The organism is Flavobacterium psychrolimnae, from assembly GCF_003312425.1.
GTDB lineage: Bacteria > Bacteroidota > Bacteroidia > Flavobacteriales > Flavobacteriaceae > Flavobacterium > Flavobacterium psychrolimnae.
The window spans coordinates 43,982-63,681 of record NZ_QNUX01000007.1 but is presented as its reverse complement, the minus strand read 5'-3'; the positions used below and the strand labels follow the sequence as shown (position 1 = coordinate 63,681).

The window sequence follows — 19,700 nt, the reverse complement described above, 5'->3', positions numbered from 1 at the left end:
AATGAAGGATATTGCAATACCATTTCATTTAGCCGCACCAACAATTCTTTGCTTAGTTGGGTTATCAATGATAGTTTTTTATTATAAAATTTTAAAAAAGAATAGATTGTTTTGGAATAGCTTAATACTATTTTTGGGTTTATACCTATTGATTGTTGGCAAAGCTACGTATGACACCATTTATTATCAATGGGATTTAAATCGTTACGATCTTAACAAGGATGGGTTCTTTAATGGAATTGAAATAACAAATAGTCAAAAAGAAGCGATGAAAGTTCTAACAAATGATACTGGAAGAAATTTCTTATTTATTTCAGGTTTTATTTTTGCTTTTTTTAGTACAACAATTTTTTATGTTTTGGGACTAATTACTTCAAAAGTAATTCGAAGCAAAAAATGAGTAATATTGTTATTTATTTTTTCTAAATCGCTCTATTTTTACTACCAATATGAAAATTCCATCAGCTTCAACTGATGGGATTTGTATTTTTTAATAATCTCCTCGTCCTTTAAATCTGGGATCATCTCTTTTAATGAATTCGGTTCTTCTTTTGGCAGGCTCCGCTTTGGGCAAACTCGCTTCTTCTGTTTTGCTGGAAGGTTCAATCAATTCGTTCAGTTCTTTGATTTCGGCATCGGTCAAATCGCGGTATCTTCCAACAGGAACATCAAGCGAAATATTGATGATTCGGATGCGTTTTAGCGCTGTAACATCATAGCCTAAATACTCTGTCATTCTACGGATCTGACGGTTTAAACCTTGTGTCAAGATAATTTTGAAAATGAATTTACTAATTTGTTCCACCTTACATTTTCGGGTAACGGTGTCTAAAATTGGAACTCCATTGCCCATTCTTTCGATAAAACGATCGGTGATGGGTTTGTTTACGGTTACCGTATATTCTTTTTCGTGATTGTTTCGGGCTCTTAATATTTTATTGACGATATCACCGTCATTGGTCATAAAAATCAAGCCTTCACTGGCTTTGTCCAATCGTCCGATAGGAAAAATACGTTTCGGATAATTGATGTAATCCACAATATTATTGCGAACATCAAGGTTTGTGGTACACTCGATTCCAACGGGTTTATAGAAAGCAAGATAAACAGGTTTCTCATTTTGCTCACGGATTAGTTTACCGTCAATACGCACTTCGTCATTTGGGGAAACTTTTGTACCTAATTCCGGAACAACTCCATTGATGGTTACACGACCTTCTTCAATGATTTTATCAGCTTCGCGGCGGGAACAATAACCAGTTTCTCCTATGAATTTATTGAGGCGTTTTAAATTTTCTTCCATACTGCAAAAGTAATGAATTTGTTTGTTAGATTTTAGACTTCTTAAATTTTTGGATTGTTAGAAAGGTAAGTTTCGATGGATTGTATTTAGTCTTCTCAGATTTAATACAGAAGTTCATATCATCTAAGAATCTATTTTTCTTCAAATAAAAAATGAGATACTTTCTTATACAACTCATCGTCGTGCATGCTATGACCTAAGCCTTTAGTCTCAATGAAAATTACATTTTTCCAAGCTCCTGCAATTTTTTTTCCTTCTTCGAATAAAACTACGGTGTCGTCAATGTCGTGGGCGATTAATCCTTTTATATTTAATTTTGATGCAAATATTTTACCGGAAAATTGTTCCAGGCTCAATTTGAAATTATTAAGATAATGCGCCTCCAATGACTTTGAAATTTTAGTATTCAAGCTTAATAATGTAATGTAATTATTCAAAATAATTTTGAAATCACTTGGCGCTCCCAATATCACCATTTTTTTTAAAGCATCATTTTGATAAACAGATTGATAATACAAACAGGTTTTTCCACCTATAGAATGACCAATAAGATATTGTGGTTTAAATTTTTGTACAGCAACATGAATAAATTCAGCGTATTGGGGAATGTTGAATTCTTTTCCGCTGGATAACCCGTGAGCCGGACCGTCAATGGCAATGATGGTGCTTCCTGATTTTTTAAGATACGGGAGTAAATTTTCCCAGCGTGAGGCATTGCTTTCCCAACCGTGAACCAAAAGTATTACAGTATCATTCCCTTTCCAAGTATATGTATGAAAGGAATCTTCTTGAAGTTGGAACATTTCAGACTTTGCTTCTTGCAGAATTCCCGGAAGTTTGTCTTTAGATAATTTCCCTTCTCGGGGTTCACTAAAAAAAGCATACGCTAGTTGCGATGCTTTTTTTGGAAATACAAAACTCAAAAGGTTAATGTATAAACCAATAGATTTAGTGAATATAAAAAATGCTGTTTTTTTCATAAAAAAAAAGTCCCGATGTGTATCGGGACTTAAATGTAATTAGAATTTAGAAAACAATTGTTCCATTTTCTCTTTTTCTTCGTCGGCTAATGAACTGTCGACTAATATTCTTCCGGAGTGTTCATCAGTAATGATCTTCTTTCTAGAAGCAATTTCTACTTGTGTCTGTGGTGGAATAGTGAAGAAAGATCCTGCAGAAGCTCCTCTTTCGATAGAAACTACAGCTAAACCATTACGAACGCTACTTCTGATTCTTGTGTAAGCTTTCAATAATCTTTCTTCAATTAAAGCTTGGAATTCTGCTGATTTCTCAGATAAGAATGCTTCTTCTTTTGCAGTTTCAGCCATGATAGCGTCTAACTCTGATTTTTTATGCTTTAAGTGATTTGATTTTGCTTCTAATCTTTCTTTAGAACTTGAAATTACTTCTTTCTTGTGTTCGATAGAAGCTTTCATTTCTTTAATTTGTTTTTCTGACAATTGAATTTCTAATTCTTGAAATTCAATTTCTTTAGTCAACGAATTAAATTCTCTGTTGTTACGAACAGTTTCTTGTTGCTTAGTATATTTTTTGATAGCTTCTTTGTGCTCATCAATTGCATTCTTTTTTGATTTGATTAGATCCTCGATAACTTCAAGTTCTCCTTTCAATTTTTCTGAACGTGTGCTTAAACCAGCCACTTCATCTTCTAAATCTTCAACTTCTAAAGGAAGTTCTCCTCTTACGTTTCTGATTTCGTCAATTCTAGAGTCAATAAGTTGTAAATCGTAAATTGCTCTTAACTTGTCCTCAACACTTAATTCTTTCGTATTCGCCATATTCTATAAGTACTTAACTGGATTTGAATTTTCTTCTGATAAAATAACTGCAAAATTAAGGATTTTTTTCCGAAGATACTCTACAATATAATTTTTTGTATAGCGTTCGCTTTCAAAATGTCCAATATCGGCCAAAAGTAACTTGTTTTCGGCTTCATAAAACTGATGGTATTTCAAATCGGCAGTCAAATATGCATCAGCTCCCGCCTGAATAGCATTTTTTATTGCAAAACTTCCTGCTCCGCCAAGAACAGCTACTTTTTTAATTTCCTTTCCAATAAAATTCGAATGTCTAATTCCGCCACATTGCATTTTTTCTTTTGCAAAAAGCAAAAACTCTTTTTCACTTATCGGATTTTTTAATTCTCCAATCATTCCCAAACCAATATTCTGATGTTGGTTTTGCAACTCATAAATCTCGTATGCGACTTCTTCGTATGCGTGGCTTTTGAATAATGCTTTCAGGATTTTGTTTTCCAAATGTTTTTCGAAAGTGACTTCGATTTTTATTTCGTCGCCTTGCACAAATTCAAATCGCTCTCCAACTTGGGGATTGCTATGCTCATTTCCCATGTAGGTTCCAATTCCTTTCGAATTAAAACTGCAATTTTCATAGTTGCCAATGGTTCCCGCGCCAGCATCAAATAGTGCATTTCGCACTTCTTCTGCATTTTCAGGAATGGTAAAAGTCACTAATTTCCGAATGAAGTTTTGTTTGGGAATCAGGATTTTAGTATTTATTAATCCTAATGCGTCACTGAATATTTTATTTACGCCTTCCTGATGATTATCCAAAGCGGTGTGAACGGCATAAATGGCAATGTCATTTTTTATGGCTTTAATAACGGCGCGTTCCACATAGTTTTTTCCCGTAATTTTTTTCAAACCAGAAAATAATATCGGATGAAAACAAACCACTAGGTTGCAGTTTTTTGTAATCGCTTCGTCAATTATATTTTCTAAAGCATCATGGCAAACCAAAATTCCGGTAGCTTCCACATCTTGATCGCCAACCAATAACCCAACATTGTCAAAATCTTCAGCATAGGCGAGTGGCGCCATTTCTTCGAGTACGGAAATTATTTCTTTGATTTTCATGTTTTTTTAGTTTAAAGTCTTAGGTTTAAAGTTTAATGTTGATCAACTTTAAACAGTAAACAAAAGAAACAAAATTTTAAATCAAAGATAATTTATTCTACTTTCGTAAAATGAATTTACTGCGAAAATTGCTGTTTCCATTTGCCATATTATATGGTTTGATAACGAGTATTCGTAATTTTCTTTTCGATAAAGGTATTTCAAAATCGTACTCTTTTGATTTGCCTATTATTGCTGTCGGGAATCTTAGCGTTGGTGGAACCGGAAAAACGCCCCAAATCGAATATTTGATTCGGTTGCTTTCTGATAAATATAAAATCGCCACATTAAGTCGAGGGTATAAAAGACAATCCAAAGGTTTTATTTTGGCGGAAGCCAATTCAAATGCCGCAACTATTGGAGATGAACCATTTCAGTTTTTTCAAAAATTCCCATCGATACAAGTTGCAGTTGATGCCGATAGAAAAAACGGGATAGAACAATTGCTTTCGCAAACAGAAAAACCAGAAATTATCTTGCTTGATGACGCTTTTCAACATCGAAAAGTAAAAGCGGGTTTTTATATTTTATTGACATCCTACGGCGATTTGTATTCGGATGATTATATGTTGCCAACCGGAAATTTACGCGAAAGCAGGAGCGGAGCAGACAGAGCGAACGTGATTATTGTAACCAAATGCCCTTTTAATCTTTCATTCGAGGAACAAGAAGACATTAAAAAGAGATTAAAACTTTCGAAAAGCCAAGAATTATACTTTACTTTTATAGCTTACGATGATTGTATATATGGAGAAAATCGAAAGATAAAGGTTGCTGAAATTCAATCTGCTGCTAAAGTATTGGTAGCAGGAATTGCAAAACCTGAACCGTTTTTTGCCTATTTACAAAACTCAAATGATGTCTGTTTGTCTTTTCCAGACCATCATAATTTTACCGATAAAGACATTTTAGAAATTAAAAATTTAGCTCAAAACAACATTATTATCACTACCGAAAAAGATTATGTGCGTTTAAAGGGAAGTTTGCCAAACGAACAACTTTTCTATTTGCCAATACAAAGCTCTTTCGTTTCGGGTCCCGATTCCGAGGCGTCGGAATGGAGTGAAAATTTTGATAAAACAATTATTGATTATGTGGGAAAAAGTACAAGAAACAGTAAGTCAGATTAAAGGAAAAATCAATTTTACTCCAGAATACGGTGTAATCTTAGGCTCAGGATTAGGGAGTTTTACGGACGAAATGAAAGTAGAATTTACGCTGCCGTACAATGAAATTCCAAATTTTCCGGTATCAACAGTGCAAGGACATAAAGGCGCATTAGTTTTTGGAACAATAGGGGACAAGAAAGTTGTTGCTATGCAAGGACGTTTTCATTTTTATGAAGGCTATTCAATGACAGAAGTTACTTTTCCTGTAAGAGTGATGAAGTTTTTGGGTGTTGAAAAACTGGTAGTTTCTAATGCATCAGGTGGTGTGAATCCAAATTATAAAGTAGGTTCTATTGTTATGATTACAGATCATATCAATATGACACCGGAACATCCTTTGCGTGGAAAAAATGACGAACGTTTTGGACCTCGTTTTGTAAATATGAGCGAACCATATTCCCGAAAAATGATTGCCAAAGTAACGGAATTAGCCAAAGGACTAAATATTACCGTTCATGAAGGAATTTATCTGGGTTTGCAAGGTCCAACTTTTGAAACTTTGGCAGAATACAAAATGGTAAAAATTCTGGGTGCAGATTGTGTAGGAATGTCTACCGTTCCCGAAGTAATTGTGGCGCGTCACATGGATTTGGAAACATTTGGAATTTCCGTAATAACTGATATGGGCAATGAAGAAAGTATTGGAACAATCTCGCATGACGAAGTTTTAGAAGCTGCTAAAGAAGCGGAACCAAAGGTGAGAAGCCTTATAAAGGAACTGATTCTGAATTATTAAATCTAAATATATTCAGCAATAACGGTGTAAAATTCTTCTGGTATGAACGGTTTAGTAATTACATCGTTCATGCCAAATGATAAAAGCATCTCGCGATTTTCATGTAGTGATATTGCGGTAAGTGCAATTATTGGTGTGCTTGTATCAAATGTTCGAATCAGTTCTGTAGCGATAGTTCCGTTGATGCCTGGTAAATGCACGTCCATAAGAACCAAATCGAATTTGTTTTTGCGAACTAAATCTATCGCATCTTCACCATTATCAATTACTTCGCAGATTATACGTTTGTTGTGAAGCATTTTTTTGGTAACCATTTGATTGATTTTGTTATCCTCAACCAATAATATTTTTTTGTTCAATAACTTAGAATCGTAGTTTATTTTTGGAGTTGGTTCTATCGCTAGTTGTTCTTCGCTAATTTTAAACGCCAATGCAAATGAAAAGGTAGAACCTTGGCCCACGACACTTGAAAGTTCGATTTGTCCGCCAAGAATTTGAGTTAATTTTTTTACAATCGTTAATCCCAGACCCGTACCGCCGTATTTTCTATTGACTTCAATTGAACCTTGAGAAAAACTGTCAAAAACGCTGACCAACTTATCTTCGGGAATTCCGATTCCGGTATCTGTTATTTCAAAATATAAGGTCGCCGTTGGATGCTCTAAAGTTTCCAGTTTTGCAATGATACTAACGTCACCATTTTTAGTAAACTTCAACGCGTTGTTAATCAAATTTAGTATAATCTGTGATAATTTGGTTGGATCTCCAATCAAGTAATCAGGGATCGCAGGATCAATTTCCAGTGTAAAGTTATTGTTGTTGACAAAAGCCAGTTCTTTTAGTGAATTTTGAATGTCAGTCAAAAGCTGTTTTACGTTAAAACTGGTATATTCTATTTCAATATTATGGGACTCAATCTTATTTATTTCTAAAATTTCGTTGATAAATTTCGTCAAATAATCTCCGGAAAATTTTAACGAAGACAAATAATCCATTTGGGTTTTCTTAGGTTTTTCTTCTAATAGTAAATGGGTAATTCCGTTGATGGCATTCAGTGGAGTTCGAAGTTCATGGCTAACTGTCGAAAGAAATTCGGATCTTGCTCTGGATGCTTTTTCGGCTTTATCTTTTGCAATTTCTAATTCTTTATTTTTTTCTCTCAGTAATAAATTAGACTGATTTCGGATAATATTATTTTTGTACAAAGACAGGCTTAGTAACGATAAAATAGAAATTAAAGCAATGGCCAGAATACTGATTAGTTTAGAAAATTTGCTTGCTTTTTGTTGCTCTTTGTTTTGATTATCGGTTTGTATAATTTCTTTTAAGCGTTCGGATTCTTTGAATTTTGTGTAATCATCAATACCTAGTCTCTCGTTGTTTAAAATTGCAATTCGCTCTTTTAAATTGAGATGTTGTTTTAAATAGGAATAGGCATTATTTTTATCTAACATTTTTTCATAAACATTGCTTAAGGCAAGTAAAATATTAGATTTTTGTTCCAGATTATCGGCTTTACTGTTTAGGTCTAATGCTTTATTAAGATAGTTCAACGCTAAATTATTTCTGCTTTTTAGAGCTTCAATAGTTCCTGTTTGATACAAAGCTTCTGCTTTAGTATTTGACAAATTAGGGTTGTCAGGTTTTGCAATTATTGTTTTAAAAACAGCTAATGCTAAATCTAATTTATTTTTAGATTTATAAATTATTCCTCTTTGCAGGGTAAGTAATTCAGCAGTATCTGGAAATTTTAATAAAGTTTGAATGGTTTTGGCCTCTTGAAAGTACATTGCGGCTCTGTCAAAATTTTGCTTTGCCATGTAACTTAAACCCAAGTAATAGTATGTGTCCGCTTGATTGTGGCTTGGGTTTAAATCTGTATATAAATCGGAACTTTTTTGTAATGATTTAATGGCATCATCATATTTTTTTAAATCGTAATATAGTTTTCCAAGAGTAAAGTGCTGAGCTGCCTGATCTTGAATGTTTTTATTTTTTTCTGCGAAAAGTATCGCTTTTTGGGTATATAATAATGCGTCTTTATAATTGTTATTCTGGATATTAGAGTTGCTCAAACTGCTGTAATAAGCAGTACTGTCTGTTTTCTCATTTGGTTGAGAATACAAGATTACAGTAAAAAAAAGTACATAAACGAAAAAATATTTCATTTGTAACTGATTTTTTATTTGTTGTTTTTCATATTGGTCAAAAGAATTAAATCAATTATTCTTGAGGAATATCCTATTTCATTATCATACCAGCCCACCACTTTAACCATTTTATCGATAACTGAAGTAAGTTGTGCATCAAATATACATGAATTTTTATTGCCAATTACATCAACTGAAACAATAGGGTCCTCTGTATAATCTAAAATGCCTTTTAAAGTAGTTTCTGCTGCAATTTTAAAAGCCGTATTTATTTCATTTATAGTGACTGCATGTTTCACATTGAAAGTGATGTCAGTCAAAGAACCATCAGGAACTGGGACACGGATGCCGCAACCGCCAATTTTACCTTCAAACTCAGGAAATATTTTTGTCAATGCTTTGGCTGCGCCGGTTGTAGTAGGAACAATAGATTGACTTGCCCCGCGAGCTCTGCGCAAATCTTTATGTGGTTGATCATGCAAACTTTGGTCAGTGGTGTAGGAGTGAATAGTAGTAATATAGGCTTGTTCTATTCCACAAAGTTCATTGATTACTTTTATCATTGGAGCTGCATTATTAGTGGTGCAGCTTGCATTCGAAATAATGGTCTCCGAGCCATCCAATATAAAATCATTTACACCAAGCACTACCGTTTTTATTGAGTCGACTTCTGATGGTGCAGAAAGAATCACTTTTTTGGCGCCAGCAATAATATGGGAATTCAATTCTTCAAAAGTCTTGTATTTCCCTGTAGATTCTACCACATAATCAATGTCGAGACTTTTCCAATCTAGATTTGAAATGCTTTTTTCATGAAAAAACAAAAAATGTTTTCCATCTACTAAAATTCCTTTTTCATCATCGCTGACTGCAAATGGCAAAACACCATGAATACTATCGTATTTCACTAAATGTGCCATTGTTTTTTTATCAGCAATATCATTTATGGCAACCACTTGTATGGAGGGATGGTTTAAAAGTAATCGGAATAAATTTCGTCCGATTCTTCCAAAACCATTTATAGCAATTCTTGTTTTCAATATTTTTTTGTTTAAAGTTTCAGGTTTAAAGTTGCTTAACTTGAAACTTTAAACCTGAAACAATTTTTTAAAGAATATGTTTTTGTGCTTTGTAAGAAGAACGAACTAATGGTCCACTCTCTACGTGGCGGAAACCTAATTCCAAACCAAATTGCTCATATTTCGCAAATTGTTCCGGCGTTATAAATTCCTTTACTGGCAAATGTTTTTTGCTAGGTTGTAAGTATTGGCCTATCGTAACAATATCAACATTTGCTTCACGTAAATCACGCATCGTTTGATACACTTCCTCTTCTTGTTCGCCAAGGCCGAGCATAATTCCCGACTTAGTTCTATTGATTCCTTTTTCTTTCAAGTAGCGCAATACTTCCAGACTTCGGTCGTATTTTGCCTGAATTCGTACTTCGCGGGTCAATCTTCTAACGGTTTCTACATTATGCGAAACCACTTCCGGATTCGCTTCTACAATACGGTCGATGTTTCTTTCAATTCCTTGAAAATCTGGAATCAAAGTTTCAAGAGTCGTGTTTGGGTTCATTCTACGAATGGCTTTCACGGTTTCAATCCAAATAATAGAACCACCATCTTTCAAATCATCTCTGTCAACGCTTGTAATTACGGCATGTTTGATGTTCATGATTTTTATAGAACGCGCCACTTTTTCAGGCTCATCCCAATCTACCGTTTCTGGTCTACCGGTTTTTACACCACAAAAACCGCAAGAACGTGTACATACATTTCCTAAAATCATGAATGTAGCCGTTCCTTCGCCCCAGCATTCACCCATATTTGGGCAGCTTCCGGATGTACAAATCGTGTTCAAACTATATTTATCAACTAAGCCGCGTAGCTCGGTGTATTTTTGGCCTATTGGGAGTTTTACCTTCAGCCATTTCGGTTTTCCTACAGGTAAAGTATTTTCTAAAACAGTTTCCATATATCAATTTTTCGAAGTGCAAAGATAATGAAAGTTGCTTGAAGATTTCGCCTGTATTAGTTTTGTTTGATTATTTTATGATTTGGTTAAACCAAAAAAATAATTCGAACAAAAAATTACCTCCTTTCAAAAAGTATATGTTGAGAAATAAAGTCGGATTGCTGTTTTTTGGAAGACAAATATTTTCTTTTTTCAAATATTCATACAAACTAATCAATTGAAAATGAGTGGTTTAATTCAAAAATGTATTAAATTTGATAGGAATCTTAAATTATAAAATCATGGAAACAAATTTAGTAGATATCCTGAAAGGATATGTTACCCCGGATGTTATTTCGAAAGCCAGTACAATGTTAAACGAATCAGAAAGTGGTGTATATAAAGGTGTTTCAGCTGTTATACCAACATTGTTGAGTGGATTAGTCCATAAATCAAATGATTCCAGTATAATGCAAAGCGTTATGAATTTGATAAATGATACGAGTGTACATTCTGGCGATGTTTTGTCAAATCTTCCTTCTTTATTGACAGGGTATGGACATACGGATGCGTTAAATTCAGGTTCTAAATTAATGGCTTTGTTGTTCAAGAATAAGCAGTCAGATACAACGGAGGTCATTGCGCGGACTTCATCCATAAAAGAGTCTTCCGCAGCTTCTTTACTAGGGATGGCAGCCCCTTTAGTATTGAGTTATTTTGCAAAATCAGGAATGACATTATCCAGTTTGAAGAGTTTATTGTCTTCGCAAAAAGAGAATATTCTTTCTGCAGCTCCGTCAGGTTTAAATTTAGGTGTTGGAAGCACCAGTGACAATGATATCAGAGCAAAAATCCATGACGTGAGAAAAGCAGAAACTTCCTCTGCAAAATGGTTAATTCCACTGCTGCTGGTTGGAGCAGGGCTTTTTGCATTATTTTTTTTCAGTAAAGGTTGTAATAGGAAAGAAGTAACACCAGTTGTCCCTACAGAAACAGTAGACACAGGTACCACGAAAATGGATGCAGTAGTAGATGAAACTCAAAATGCGCTCGGGAATTTTTTTAAGTTTAAATTGCCAAACGGAATTGAATTAAATGCGCCTGAATTTGGAATCGAAAACAAATTAAATAATTGGTTATCGGACAAAACGAAAGTCGTGGACAAAACAACTTGGTTCAATTTTGACCGTTTGTTGTTTGATACCGGAAAAGCAACTTTGCGACCGGAATCACAAGAACAACTGAAAAATATGGCCGAAATTCTAAAAGCCTATCCAGCGGTTGAACTCAAAATAGGAGGTTATACCGATAATGTTGGAGATCCAACTTTCAATTTGAAGCTTTCTGGCGATCGAGCAAAATCAGTTAAAGATGAGATGATAAAAATGGGTATTGCCAAAGAGCGTTTGGAATCAGAAGGATATGGAGAACAATTTCCGGTTGCTTCAAATGATACCGAAGAAGGAAAAGCTAAGAATAGAAGAATTGCGGTGAGGGTTACCAAAAAATGAAGTACATGTTGTTCCGTATAATTTTGGAACGAATTATATCTAATCTAATGGAATAAAACAAAAGCAGAATCGTTTGATTCTGCTTTTGTTTTGAGATTAATTCATCTGTACATTAATGGGAAGGTTATATGCAGTTCGCACTGGTTTTCCGGCAATCATTCCCGGCGACCATTTTGTTTTCAAGGATTTCAATACGCGAACAGCTTCTTTCCCCAAACCATAACCAGGATCTTTTTTTACCTGAATGTCAGTCATGCTGCCGTCCCTTTCAATTACGAAAGAAACATACACTCGAATCGAACCGCTACCATCAATTTCTTGTTTTTCAAAATTGTTACCAACATAACTATAGAATTTATTAATTCCGCCAGGAAATTCAGGTAGTTTATCTAATGATAAGCTATTGACAATAGTATTTCCTGAATCCACAATTGGTATTGCAGTCTCCGTTCCAACTCCCGATGTAGAGGTTGGATTGATTCCTACGGTTCCTGTTCCCTCTGTAATTGTGTTTGTCACACTGGTATTATCGGTGTTTTTAGCAATGTCTTGATCAGCTTGTGACGCTTGTGTAATTATAGGGTTAATAAGTTGGGCACTTTCAACAGCTGTTTCTGGATTTTGTTTTTTGATTTCGGGCAAAACTTGTTTTTGGGTTTCCAAAATCTGGTTTGGTACAACATCCGATAATTGAACTACTGTATTAGAAAAATCAGGTATTATGGCTGTAACATCATTGTTCGGACTAAAATGACTAATTAATGTTGGTAGACTAAAAAGCGAGGCTAATAGAAGTATTCCCATAAACAGTGCTCTTAAAGAAGTTTTAGTGGCTTCTTGGCGCAACTGATACGCTCCATATTCTTTGTTTCTGTCTTGAAAAACTAGGTTGATCCAACCGGTTTCGTAAATGCTTAATTTTGACATAATTTATGGATTTAAAGGTTAAGTAGTAATTAAATCATAAGCAAAAGATGTTTTTATTTCACAACGTATAAAATAGGAATTGTAGTATATAAACTTACTGTTTATTTTTCATTAAATTGATTTTATGTTTATTTATTTAACTAAAAGAGTAAATAATTATTAGCTATGTTGATTTTAGGTAATATTATCAATAAAAAAAGCGCATCCAAGTTAATGAATGCGCTTTGCAATTGTGTAAATGTTTTATAAATTGGATTTAGAAAGCATATTTAAATCCAATTTGTATTTGAAATGGATTTCCTGAAAGCGAAGGAAGTCCTGCATTGTTTACTCTGTAATTAAATTGTTGTCTGGTGCTGTCAAATCCAGGAACTGCAGCTGTTGTTCCTGATGCGGGTGTTCCTAAAGCATATAAAGACTGACTTCCCAACGATTTATTTACACCCCATTCTTTGTTTAATAAATTGGCAACATTAAATACATCTGCTGTAAATTCCAAGAATTGTTTTTTGTCCAGCGCAATCTTTTTGCTGATTCTGACATCAACAAGACCATAAAAATCATTTATTCCGCCGTTTCTCTCGGCAATTTTACCAGAGTATTTAGTGATATAGTCTTTCAAACTTTGGCTGGCAGCCGGATTATCAAGTATGGTTTGTAATCCTGTTTTTATATTTTGGGGAACTGCAGGATTATTAATGTCAAATATATACGCTAAATCATTGGATGAAGTGACAAAATCGGCATTTGTATTTCCTCCTGACAATAAACTGTAGCGTGTACCGCCAATACCAGAATAACGAACACCAACACTGAAACCATAAAAAGTTGGCAACGTTCCATAAAACACGACTTTATGACGGAAATGATTATCAGAATAACTCATTTTGCTCAAGTCTCTTGGATCATCTTCTACCGGTAAAACTAAAGTTGCCGTGTTGGCTACGTTTCCGTTAAATGAAGTATTGTCTTTGGTATCATTCAAGGTATAACTGGCAGATATTTCACCATCTTTAAAATAGCGATAGGTAGCATCTACCACCATTGCAAATTGATTGACTTTACCTTCGCTGTTTAATTCTAAAACACGTCCTAATTTATTGCTGATACGCCCTTGCATCCAGTCTCCAGCACCATTTGTAGGCATTGAACTTGCTGGAACGTAAACGCCACGATTGCCCTCATTTGCCAAAGTAAAAAATGGATTTGCAACCATATTGCGGTCTACATAAACATAGTTATTGCGTCCTAAAGTGGCATAACCCGCAATTCCTGCTTTCAATCTATCAGTGAAAAAATGCGAGTAAGATGCATTTGCTTTATAGACAACCGGCACTTTTGCATCTGTTCCCGTGAAATTAATAGTAGGTAATTGGAACGCATCCAAAGTTGGAATACTAGCATAGTTATTTCGATAATCTATGAAATTTGGCAAAGGAACATTTGGAGATCTCACATCAACAGTCGCAGTGTGATTTCCATCAAAATATAAGTTGTTGATGACAGCATAATTATTTAAATCAGAAGCAAAAATTCCAGCTCCAAAACGAATATAATCTTTGTGGTTCTCATTTACATCCCAAGACAATTGCACTCTTGGTTGAAGAATTGCTGACTGAAGTTTATTATCCGTACGAATAGCCAATTCATCAAAAACTAATTGATTGAAGGTCGCTGTTGGATATTTAGCATAATCAAATCGCAAACCTAAAGTCAGGTCTAATCCCACGCCAATTTTAGTTTGCAACTGACCATAAATTCCAGCGTTTAATATATTAGAAATCACGGTAGGATCAGCTACCAAAGGTACTTCTCTGTAATATCGATAAGGCGTCAGGTTGTCAAAATTTGCAACACTGTTAAAATGAAAACGACCGTTTACTTCGCTTCCATACAAAGATTTTGAATTGGTTTGCATTAAATCAACACCAAAAGTATATTTTACTTTGTCCGTGTTATAGTAAATGTTATCTACAATTTGAAAAACATTATTGGTGAATTTTTCCTGCGCAAATCGATGGCCTCCAATTTGGATATTAGTAGTTCTTACTGCTCCATTAATTGTTGAAGCAACATTTTCTACAACAGCGCGTGGAATATTGTAAGAAGGCAATTGGTCTCCCGGATAACTGTCCTGAAACGTATATAAATGCTGTACTTTCAACTCATTCGTAACTCTTGCGTTTACTTTTGTTCGTAAAGAAGCTAAAATACTATTGTCAATATTTAAATCGTTACCAAATGACTCGTATAAATTGATGGTTGTATTGTCTTGTAATCCCAATTTATTATTATCATAGGTGAAATTATTTCGTACCGTCAATAAATTATTGCTGTTAATTTGCCAGTCAATACGAGCGAAAGCAGCATCAGAATTCCTTTTTTTATCAAATGTTCCGTATTGTGGAGAGTTTGAAACGCCATATTTATTGCGGGCAATAGTCACAAAATTATCTAATGTCGCTCTTGTAACATTGAAACGTAATTCATCCTCTGGAGATTGAACATCAGCGATGATCAAGGGACGCGAATCTTGTTGGTGGTCCCAAGCTAAGAAAAAATGTAATTTATCTTTAATGATTGGTCCGCCAAAAGTGAATCCATATTGCGACGTAGAAAAATCATTTTGGCGTCTGTTTCCTCTAATATCGTACGGACTTGACAACCAATCTGCACGATTATAAGCGAACATGCTTCCTGTAAATTCATTTGTTCCTGATTTAGTCACCGCACTTACTGTTCCGCCGCCACTTCGACCGTAACTTACGTCATATTGATTGGTAACCACTTTAAATTCTCTCACGGCTTCAATGGAAATCGAGTACGGTGCGCCGCTTCGACTGGTTGTAGATCCTGCCGAAGTTGGGTTTTTGGCATTCATTCCATCCAATGTGTAATTTGTAGAAGAAGCTAATTGTCCAGAAATATTCCCGCCTCTGGTTAAAGGTGATAAATCCATTAAGCTGGTGAAATTTCTTCCGTTGACCGGCAACGCATTAATCAGTTTTGCTGTGACAGCTGTTGCTGCTCCTAAATTTCCGGTTTTGTTTTTCAACCCTCGTCCTACAACTTCAACGACTTCCAGATTTTGAATGTTATCCTGCATCAGAATTTCGATATTTATTAAATCTCCTTGATTTAATGTGTAACCGGAACGCTGTTGTTCTCCAAAGCCTAAAGCTGTAACGCTAATAGTGTAAGGTCCGCCTAAAGGAAGTTCTTTGAATGTAAAAACACCTTTGAAATTAGACAATGAATTAGTTTTGAATCCTGTTGATTCATTCCGGATTTGGACTGTTGCATCTTTAAGAGGTTCTGAATTATTGCCTAAAACGACACCTGAAATAGAGGCTTGAGTAGTTTGAGCAAAATTTGTAGCGCCAACAAAAACGGTCAGCACCATCGTAAATAAAAATAATTGAAGTTGTTTCATGAATACTATTTTTTTGTTTTTTAGTGCCGACAAAGGAATTGACTAATTGAAAAAAGACTGTTATTTTAACAATAACTGTAAAATACTTTTGTGTTAATGAAACCTTAAAAATCGAATGTTTTAAGAGCTTTTTTTAAGATATTGTTAACCAAAGCAGACCAAGAAAGATCGAATTTGTTTATGTAAAATAGTCTTAATTTAATCCTTTCTTAATGTTTGGTTCCGACCGTTCATCTATTTTTACGTCAAAACTTAAATGAAAATTATGAAATTCACTACACTATTATTGGCTTCAACAGCGGCCTTATTATTATCGAATTGTACTTCTAATAAATTTGTGGTTTGTGGGCACAGAGGTGCGATGGGACACGAAACCGAAAACACTTTGGCATCCATAAAAAAGGGAATGGAATTAAAAGCTGATATGTTAGAAATAGATGTTTTCAAAATTAAAACGGGTGAAATGGTTGTTTTTCACGATGATGATTTGGATCGTATTACAAACGCAAAAGGAAAAATTGAAGAATATACTTTTGAAGATTTGCGAAAAGTTTTGGTTGCCGGAAAACATCAAATCCCAACTTTACAAGAAGTGATTGAGACTATCGATAAAAAAGCGGTGCTGAATATTGAATTAAAAGGAACGAATACCGCAACGGATACGTACAGAATTATAGAAGAATACAAGAAAAAAGGATGGAGAAATAAAGATTTTTTTATATCCAGTTTTCGAATAGGAGAATTGCAAAAAATGAGATCTTTGAGTTCTGAAATTGCGATTGGTTTACTAACTTATAAAGATCCTATCGAGACAATTATTAAGACAGGAAAAGAACTAAAAGCACAGGCAATAAATCCCTATTTTAAAACTTTAACGGCCGAGAATGTTGCGATAATGAAAGCCAATAATTTTAAAATTTATCCTTGGACAGTTAACGAACCTGCGGATATTAAGAATTTACAACAACTTAAGGTAAGCGGAATTATAACGGATTATCCAGAAAGAATTATAAGATAATTTTCAATAATCTATAATTGCTTTTGATTTAATGAAGTGGTCTAAAATTAATTTAGATCACTTTTTTGCTTTTAGATAATTAAGAATCGATGCTGATTTTTTAAAATAATATTACCTTTTATTCTGAATGATTTCTGCCAGAAGTTTTTTGGCGCGAAGCAATTTAATCTTAACATTACTCAAAGGTTCATCAATTTTATTGGCAATTTCCTGGTAACTCATTTCCTGAAAATAGCGCAACTGAATCACTTCCTGATAATGTGGTTTCAATTCTTTGATGAATTGCAGTAATTGAGATAGATTTTGTTCCGTAATCAATTCGTCTTCCGCGGATGGAGTGGTGTCGGCAATATTGTAGGCTTGTTGGTCCTGATCATCGGTAATTTCGATAAAAAGACTGGATTTCTTTTTTCGCAATAAATCGATGTGTACGTTTTTTGCAATAGCAATCAGCCAAGTGTTGAATTGAAATTCCGAGTTGTATGTGGCGATTTTATCAAATGCTTTCGAGAACGTTTCAATGGTAATATCCTCCGCATTGGTTTCGTTTTCGGTACGTTTCAGCATAAAACCGTACACTTCATTCCAGTAATGATTCAATAGAAAAGTAAAGGCAACCTGATCGCCTTGTTTCGCTTTTTCTATTTGTTTATTTATTTCCAATGTACCGGTTTTGAGAATGTATTTGTTATAAAGATATTGATTTGTGTAAATAGCACGACTAATTCAAGTATCGGATACCAATATACAACATCTTTTTCTTTTAATTTACCTGCCGAAAATCCAATGATGATCCAAGTTATAATATATCGGAGCGCTATCAAACAGAGCACTAAAATCCATTGGAATTGAAAAGAAAGCAATACAATAGGCAATAAAATAAAAAACAATTGTGAGCAATAGAATGCTCCTAACTGCAATTTGTCAAAAGGTTTGTAATAATTTGCCGTTGCAACATGTCTTCTTTTTTGAATCCACCAGTCTTTGAAAGTCGTTTTTGGTTTAGAAACCGTAAAACTTTCCGGGCTGTAAGCAATGGTTGTATTTTTAGCTTTTGCGGCTTGGTTTACAAATAAATCATCATCTCCGGAACGAATTTGCATGTGTTCGATAAATCCATTTACATTAAAAAACTCTTCTTTTTTGTACGCTAAATTCCTTCCTACACCCATGTAAGGATGCCCTATTTTTGCCCAAGAAAAATATTGAATTGCAGTCAATAAAGTTTCAAAACGAATTATTTTATTCAGGAACGAATTAGGGATTTTTTCATATTTACCATAACCCAAAACTATTGTTTTTTGCATTGTAAACTGAGAACTCATGGCCGTTATCCATTCAGTTGAAGTTGGGTAACAATCAGCATCCGTGAATAATAGATACTCTTTTTTGGCTGCTTTTATTCCTAAAGTTAAGGCATATTTTTTGTTTCCCCAAAAGGCTTCGTTGTTCTCCACTTTTACCAGACGAACATTTGGATATTGCTTTTCAAAACCTTCAAAAAGATCCAAAGTAGCATCACTTGAAGCATCATCAATCAAAACGATTTCAAAATCCGGGTAGTTTTGTTCCGCTAGTAACGGAATAAAATTGGTCACGTTTTCTTCCTCATTTTTGGCACAAACAATCACCGAAATGGGAATTCTTTTTGGTGTTACCTTTTGCGTTTTGGCGAAAGCGAATTTACCAAAAACACCTAGATAATACAAAATTTGAACCGCGACAATAAAAATAAAAAAGTAAAGAATTAGTATAAGCATTTGAGTTTAATGAGTGTTTAAATCCCCAATCCCGAAGCTTCGAGACGGCAGAGTGCAAAGGTATGAATAGAATTGTGAATTGTTAAATACAATCTGTGAATTTCAAAATAATTTATCGAGGGCATTTCCTCATTTCATTTGCAACAGCAATGGATTGAAAATCTTCTGTTTTTTCTAACTCAGAAATGATGTTTTTAAGGTTTTTTTCATCCCTATTTTGAGACATCTTTTTGGTAGCTTGAATTTCAGTAATTTCAATTTCAAATGCTACTATCCCACGTGCTTGTAACATTGTTTTTTTAGAGAGATCTTCTATTCGAACCGGATTTTCAGAATATTGTTCGTATTTGTCAACTAATTTTTTTAAGGATTCAATGACAGCTTCTCCTTCAATAATTTTGATTTTTCCATACACATGCACGGCAATGTAGTTCCATGTTGGTACATTTTCATGATCGTACCAGGAAGAAGAAATATAGGAATGTGATCCTGAAAATACAGCTAAAATTTCGTCATTGTCTATAAAACCATTCCATTGTGGGTTTTCTTTAGAAATATGTCCGTATAAAATTTCGTTACCTTCTTCATTGGTTTCCAGCTCCAACGGAATATGCGTGGCGCACAATTTTCCGTTGGTTTGATTGATTAAAATACCAAAACTATTTTCTTGCAGAAATTTTTTGATTTCTTCTTGATTCTCGTTTTTATAGATTTCTGGAGTGTACATGGTTTGATAACTTAGGTTTTTTGATATTAGAATTAAAATAAAATAAATCAATTTGTTATCTAATAATGTAAGGA

General features: G+C 34.3%; 17 protein-coding genes. 5 read left to right on the top strand and 12 right to left on the bottom strand.

Translation table 11 applies throughout. From position 1 onward, the window contains the following. Position 1 precedes the first annotated feature (1 nt). Complete coding sequence (locus tag DR980_RS08885) at positions 2–400, top strand: hypothetical protein (protein WP_113635194.1); 399 nt, start codon at positions 2–4, stop codon at positions 398–400. 90 nt (positions 401–490) lie between these two features. Here DR980_RS08885 and rluF read toward each other — a convergent pair whose 3' ends face one another. The 4 genes from rluF to DR980_RS08865 all read right to left on the bottom strand — a co-directional run bounded on the left by rluF (position 491) and on the right by DR980_RS08865 (position 4,200). Then, entirely contained in the window at positions 491–1,303 is an 813-nt protein-coding gene (gene rluF / locus DR980_RS08880) for a 23S rRNA pseudouridine(2604) synthase RluF (protein WP_113635192.1), read from the bottom strand. Between the two features lie 131 nt (positions 1,304–1,434). Continuing rightward, positions 1,435–2,283 carry an alpha/beta fold hydrolase gene (locus DR980_RS08875; RefSeq protein WP_113635189.1) on the bottom strand — a complete coding sequence of 283 codons (849 nt, stop codon included), beginning with the start codon at positions 2,281–2,283 and terminating at the stop codon, positions 1,435–1,437. A gap of 39 nt (positions 2,284–2,322) precedes the next feature. Next, a complete protein-coding gene (locus DR980_RS08870; RefSeq protein WP_091171710.1) occupies positions 2,323–3,102 on the bottom strand; it encodes a zinc ribbon domain-containing protein in 780 nt (259 codons plus the stop codon). A gap of 3 nt (positions 3,103–3,105) precedes the next feature. After that, the gene (locus DR980_RS08865; RefSeq protein WP_113635186.1) at positions 3,106–4,200 is read right to left on the bottom strand and encodes a Nif3-like dinuclear metal center hexameric protein; all 1,095 of its coding nucleotides are present in this window, start codon (positions 4,198–4,200) and stop codon (positions 3,106–3,108) included. 110 nt (positions 4,201–4,310) lie between these two features. Between DR980_RS08865 and lpxK the strand changes: the two genes are divergently transcribed. Both lpxK and DR980_RS08855 read left to right on the top strand, forming a co-directional pair. Next, positions 4,311–5,369, top strand: coding sequence for a tetraacyldisaccharide 4'-kinase (lpxK, locus tag DR980_RS08860; RefSeq protein WP_113635184.1), 1,059 nt, complete (start codon positions 4,311–4,313; stop codon positions 5,367–5,369). Beyond that, positions 5,332–6,144 (top strand): purine-nucleoside phosphorylase, encoded by an 813-nt coding sequence (locus DR980_RS08855; RefSeq protein WP_113635182.1) that lies wholly within the window; start codon positions 5,332–5,334, stop codon positions 6,142–6,144. Before lpxK ends, DR980_RS08855 begins: the two co-directional genes overlap by 38 nt. A gap of 2 nt (positions 6,145–6,146) precedes the next feature. Here DR980_RS08855 and DR980_RS08850 read toward each other — a convergent pair whose 3' ends face one another. From DR980_RS08850 to lipA, 3 genes are all read right to left on the bottom strand, one after another. Beyond that, positions 6,147–8,312, bottom strand: a complete 2,166-nt coding sequence (locus tag DR980_RS08850; protein ID WP_113635179.1) for a tetratricopeptide repeat-containing hybrid sensor histidine kinase/response regulator — start codon at positions 8,310–8,312, stop codon at positions 6,147–6,149. Positions 8,313–8,326: 14 nt separating this feature from the next. Next, on the bottom strand, positions 8,327–9,334 hold the full coding sequence (gene gap, locus DR980_RS08845; RefSeq protein ID WP_113635177.1) for a type I glyceraldehyde-3-phosphate dehydrogenase: 1,008 nt from the start codon (positions 9,332–9,334) through the stop codon (positions 8,327–8,329). Positions 9,335–9,401: 67 nt separating this feature from the next. After that, on the bottom strand, positions 9,402–10,271 hold the full coding sequence (lipA, locus tag DR980_RS08840; protein WP_091171698.1) for a lipoyl synthase: 870 nt from the start codon (positions 10,269–10,271) through the stop codon (positions 9,402–9,404). Positions 10,272–10,552: 281 nt separating this feature from the next. Between lipA and DR980_RS08830 the strand changes: the two genes are divergently transcribed. Beyond that, positions 10,553–11,761, top strand: a complete 1,209-nt coding sequence (locus DR980_RS08830; protein WP_167400552.1) for a DUF937 domain-containing protein — start codon at positions 10,553–10,555, stop codon at positions 11,759–11,761. Between the two features lie 96 nt (positions 11,762–11,857). Here the strand turns inward: DR980_RS08830 and DR980_RS08825 are convergent, their stop codons facing one another. Together DR980_RS08825 and DR980_RS08820 are read right to left on the bottom strand one after the other, a co-directional pair. After that, a complete protein-coding gene (locus DR980_RS08825; RefSeq protein ID WP_113635173.1) occupies positions 11,858–12,688 on the bottom strand; it encodes an energy transducer TonB in 831 nt (276 codons plus the stop codon). Positions 12,689–12,944: 256 nt separating this feature from the next. Then, positions 12,945–16,121: a TonB-dependent receptor gene (locus DR980_RS08820; protein ID WP_113635171.1), complete on the bottom strand. Its 3,177-nt coding sequence runs from the start codon at positions 16,119–16,121 to the stop codon at positions 12,945–12,947. Positions 16,122–16,386: 265 nt separating this feature from the next. On the opposite strand from DR980_RS08820, the gene DR980_RS08815 reads away from it, so the two are divergent. After that, entirely contained in the window at positions 16,387–17,139 is a 753-nt protein-coding gene (locus DR980_RS08815) for a glycerophosphodiester phosphodiesterase (RefSeq protein WP_113635443.1), read from the top strand. 111 nt (positions 17,140–17,250) lie between these two features. Here DR980_RS08815 and DR980_RS08810 read toward each other — a convergent pair whose 3' ends face one another. The 3 genes from DR980_RS08810 to DR980_RS08800 form a co-directional block, all read right to left on the bottom strand. After that, positions 17,251–17,802 (bottom strand): RNA polymerase sigma factor, encoded by a 552-nt coding sequence (locus DR980_RS08810; protein WP_113635168.1) that lies wholly within the window; start codon positions 17,800–17,802, stop codon positions 17,251–17,253. Beyond that, a complete protein-coding gene (locus DR980_RS08805) occupies positions 17,793–18,899 on the bottom strand; it encodes a glycosyltransferase (protein ID WP_113635166.1) in 1,107 nt (368 codons plus the stop codon). Before DR980_RS08805 ends, DR980_RS08810 begins: the two co-directional genes overlap by 10 nt. A gap of 112 nt (positions 18,900–19,011) precedes the next feature. Next, the gene (locus tag DR980_RS08800) at positions 19,012–19,626 is read right to left on the bottom strand and encodes an FMN-binding negative transcriptional regulator (protein WP_113635163.1); all 615 of its coding nucleotides are present in this window, start codon (positions 19,624–19,626) and stop codon (positions 19,012–19,014) included. Between the last annotated feature and the right edge of the window lie 74 nt (positions 19,627–19,700).

Coding starts and splice junctions, on each gene's coding strand:
- DR980_RS08805 (WP_113635166.1), bottom strand. CDS start 18,899: ATGCTTATACTAATTCTTTACTTTTTTATTTTTATTGTCGCGGTTCAA.
- lpxK (WP_113635184.1), top strand. CDS start 4,311: ATGAATTTACTGCGAAAATTGCTGTTTCCATTTGCCATATTATATGGT.
- DR980_RS08850 (WP_113635179.1), bottom strand. CDS start 8,312: ATGAAATATTTTTTCGTTTATGTACTTTTTTTTACTGTAATCTTGTAT.
- DR980_RS08855 (WP_113635182.1), top strand. CDS start 5,332: ATGTGGGAAAAAGTACAAGAAACAGTAAGTCAGATTAAAGGAAAAATC.
- DR980_RS08800 (WP_113635163.1), bottom strand. CDS start 19,626: ATGTACACTCCAGAAATCTATAAAAACGAGAATCAAGAAGAAATCAAA.
- DR980_RS08870 (WP_091171710.1), bottom strand. CDS start 3,102: ATGGCGAATACGAAAGAATTAAGTGTTGAGGACAAGTTAAGAGCAATT.
- DR980_RS08830 (WP_167400552.1), top strand. CDS start 10,553: ATGGAAACAAATTTAGTAGATATCCTGAAAGGATATGTTACCCCGGAT.
- DR980_RS08820 (WP_113635171.1), bottom strand. CDS start 16,121: ATGAAACAACTTCAATTATTTTTATTTACGATGGTGCTGACCGTTTTT.
- rluF (WP_113635192.1), bottom strand. CDS start 1,303: ATGGAAGAAAATTTAAAACGCCTCAATAAATTCATAGGAGAAACTGGT.
- DR980_RS08875 (WP_113635189.1), bottom strand. CDS start 2,283: ATGAAAAAAACAGCATTTTTTATATTCACTAAATCTATTGGTTTATAC.
- DR980_RS08825 (WP_113635173.1), bottom strand. CDS start 12,688: ATGTCAAAATTAAGCATTTACGAAACCGGTTGGATCAACCTAGTTTTT.
- lipA (WP_091171698.1), bottom strand. CDS start 10,271: ATGGAAACTGTTTTAGAAAATACTTTACCTGTAGGAAAACCGAAATGG.
- DR980_RS08815 (WP_113635443.1), top strand. CDS start 16,387: ATGAAATTCACTACACTATTATTGGCTTCAACAGCGGCCTTATTATTA.
- DR980_RS08865 (WP_113635186.1), bottom strand. CDS start 4,200: ATGAAAATCAAAGAAATAATTTCCGTACTCGAAGAAATGGCGCCACTC.
- DR980_RS08885 (WP_113635194.1), top strand. CDS start 2: ATGAAGGATATTGCAATACCATTTCATTTAGCCGCACCAACAATTCTT.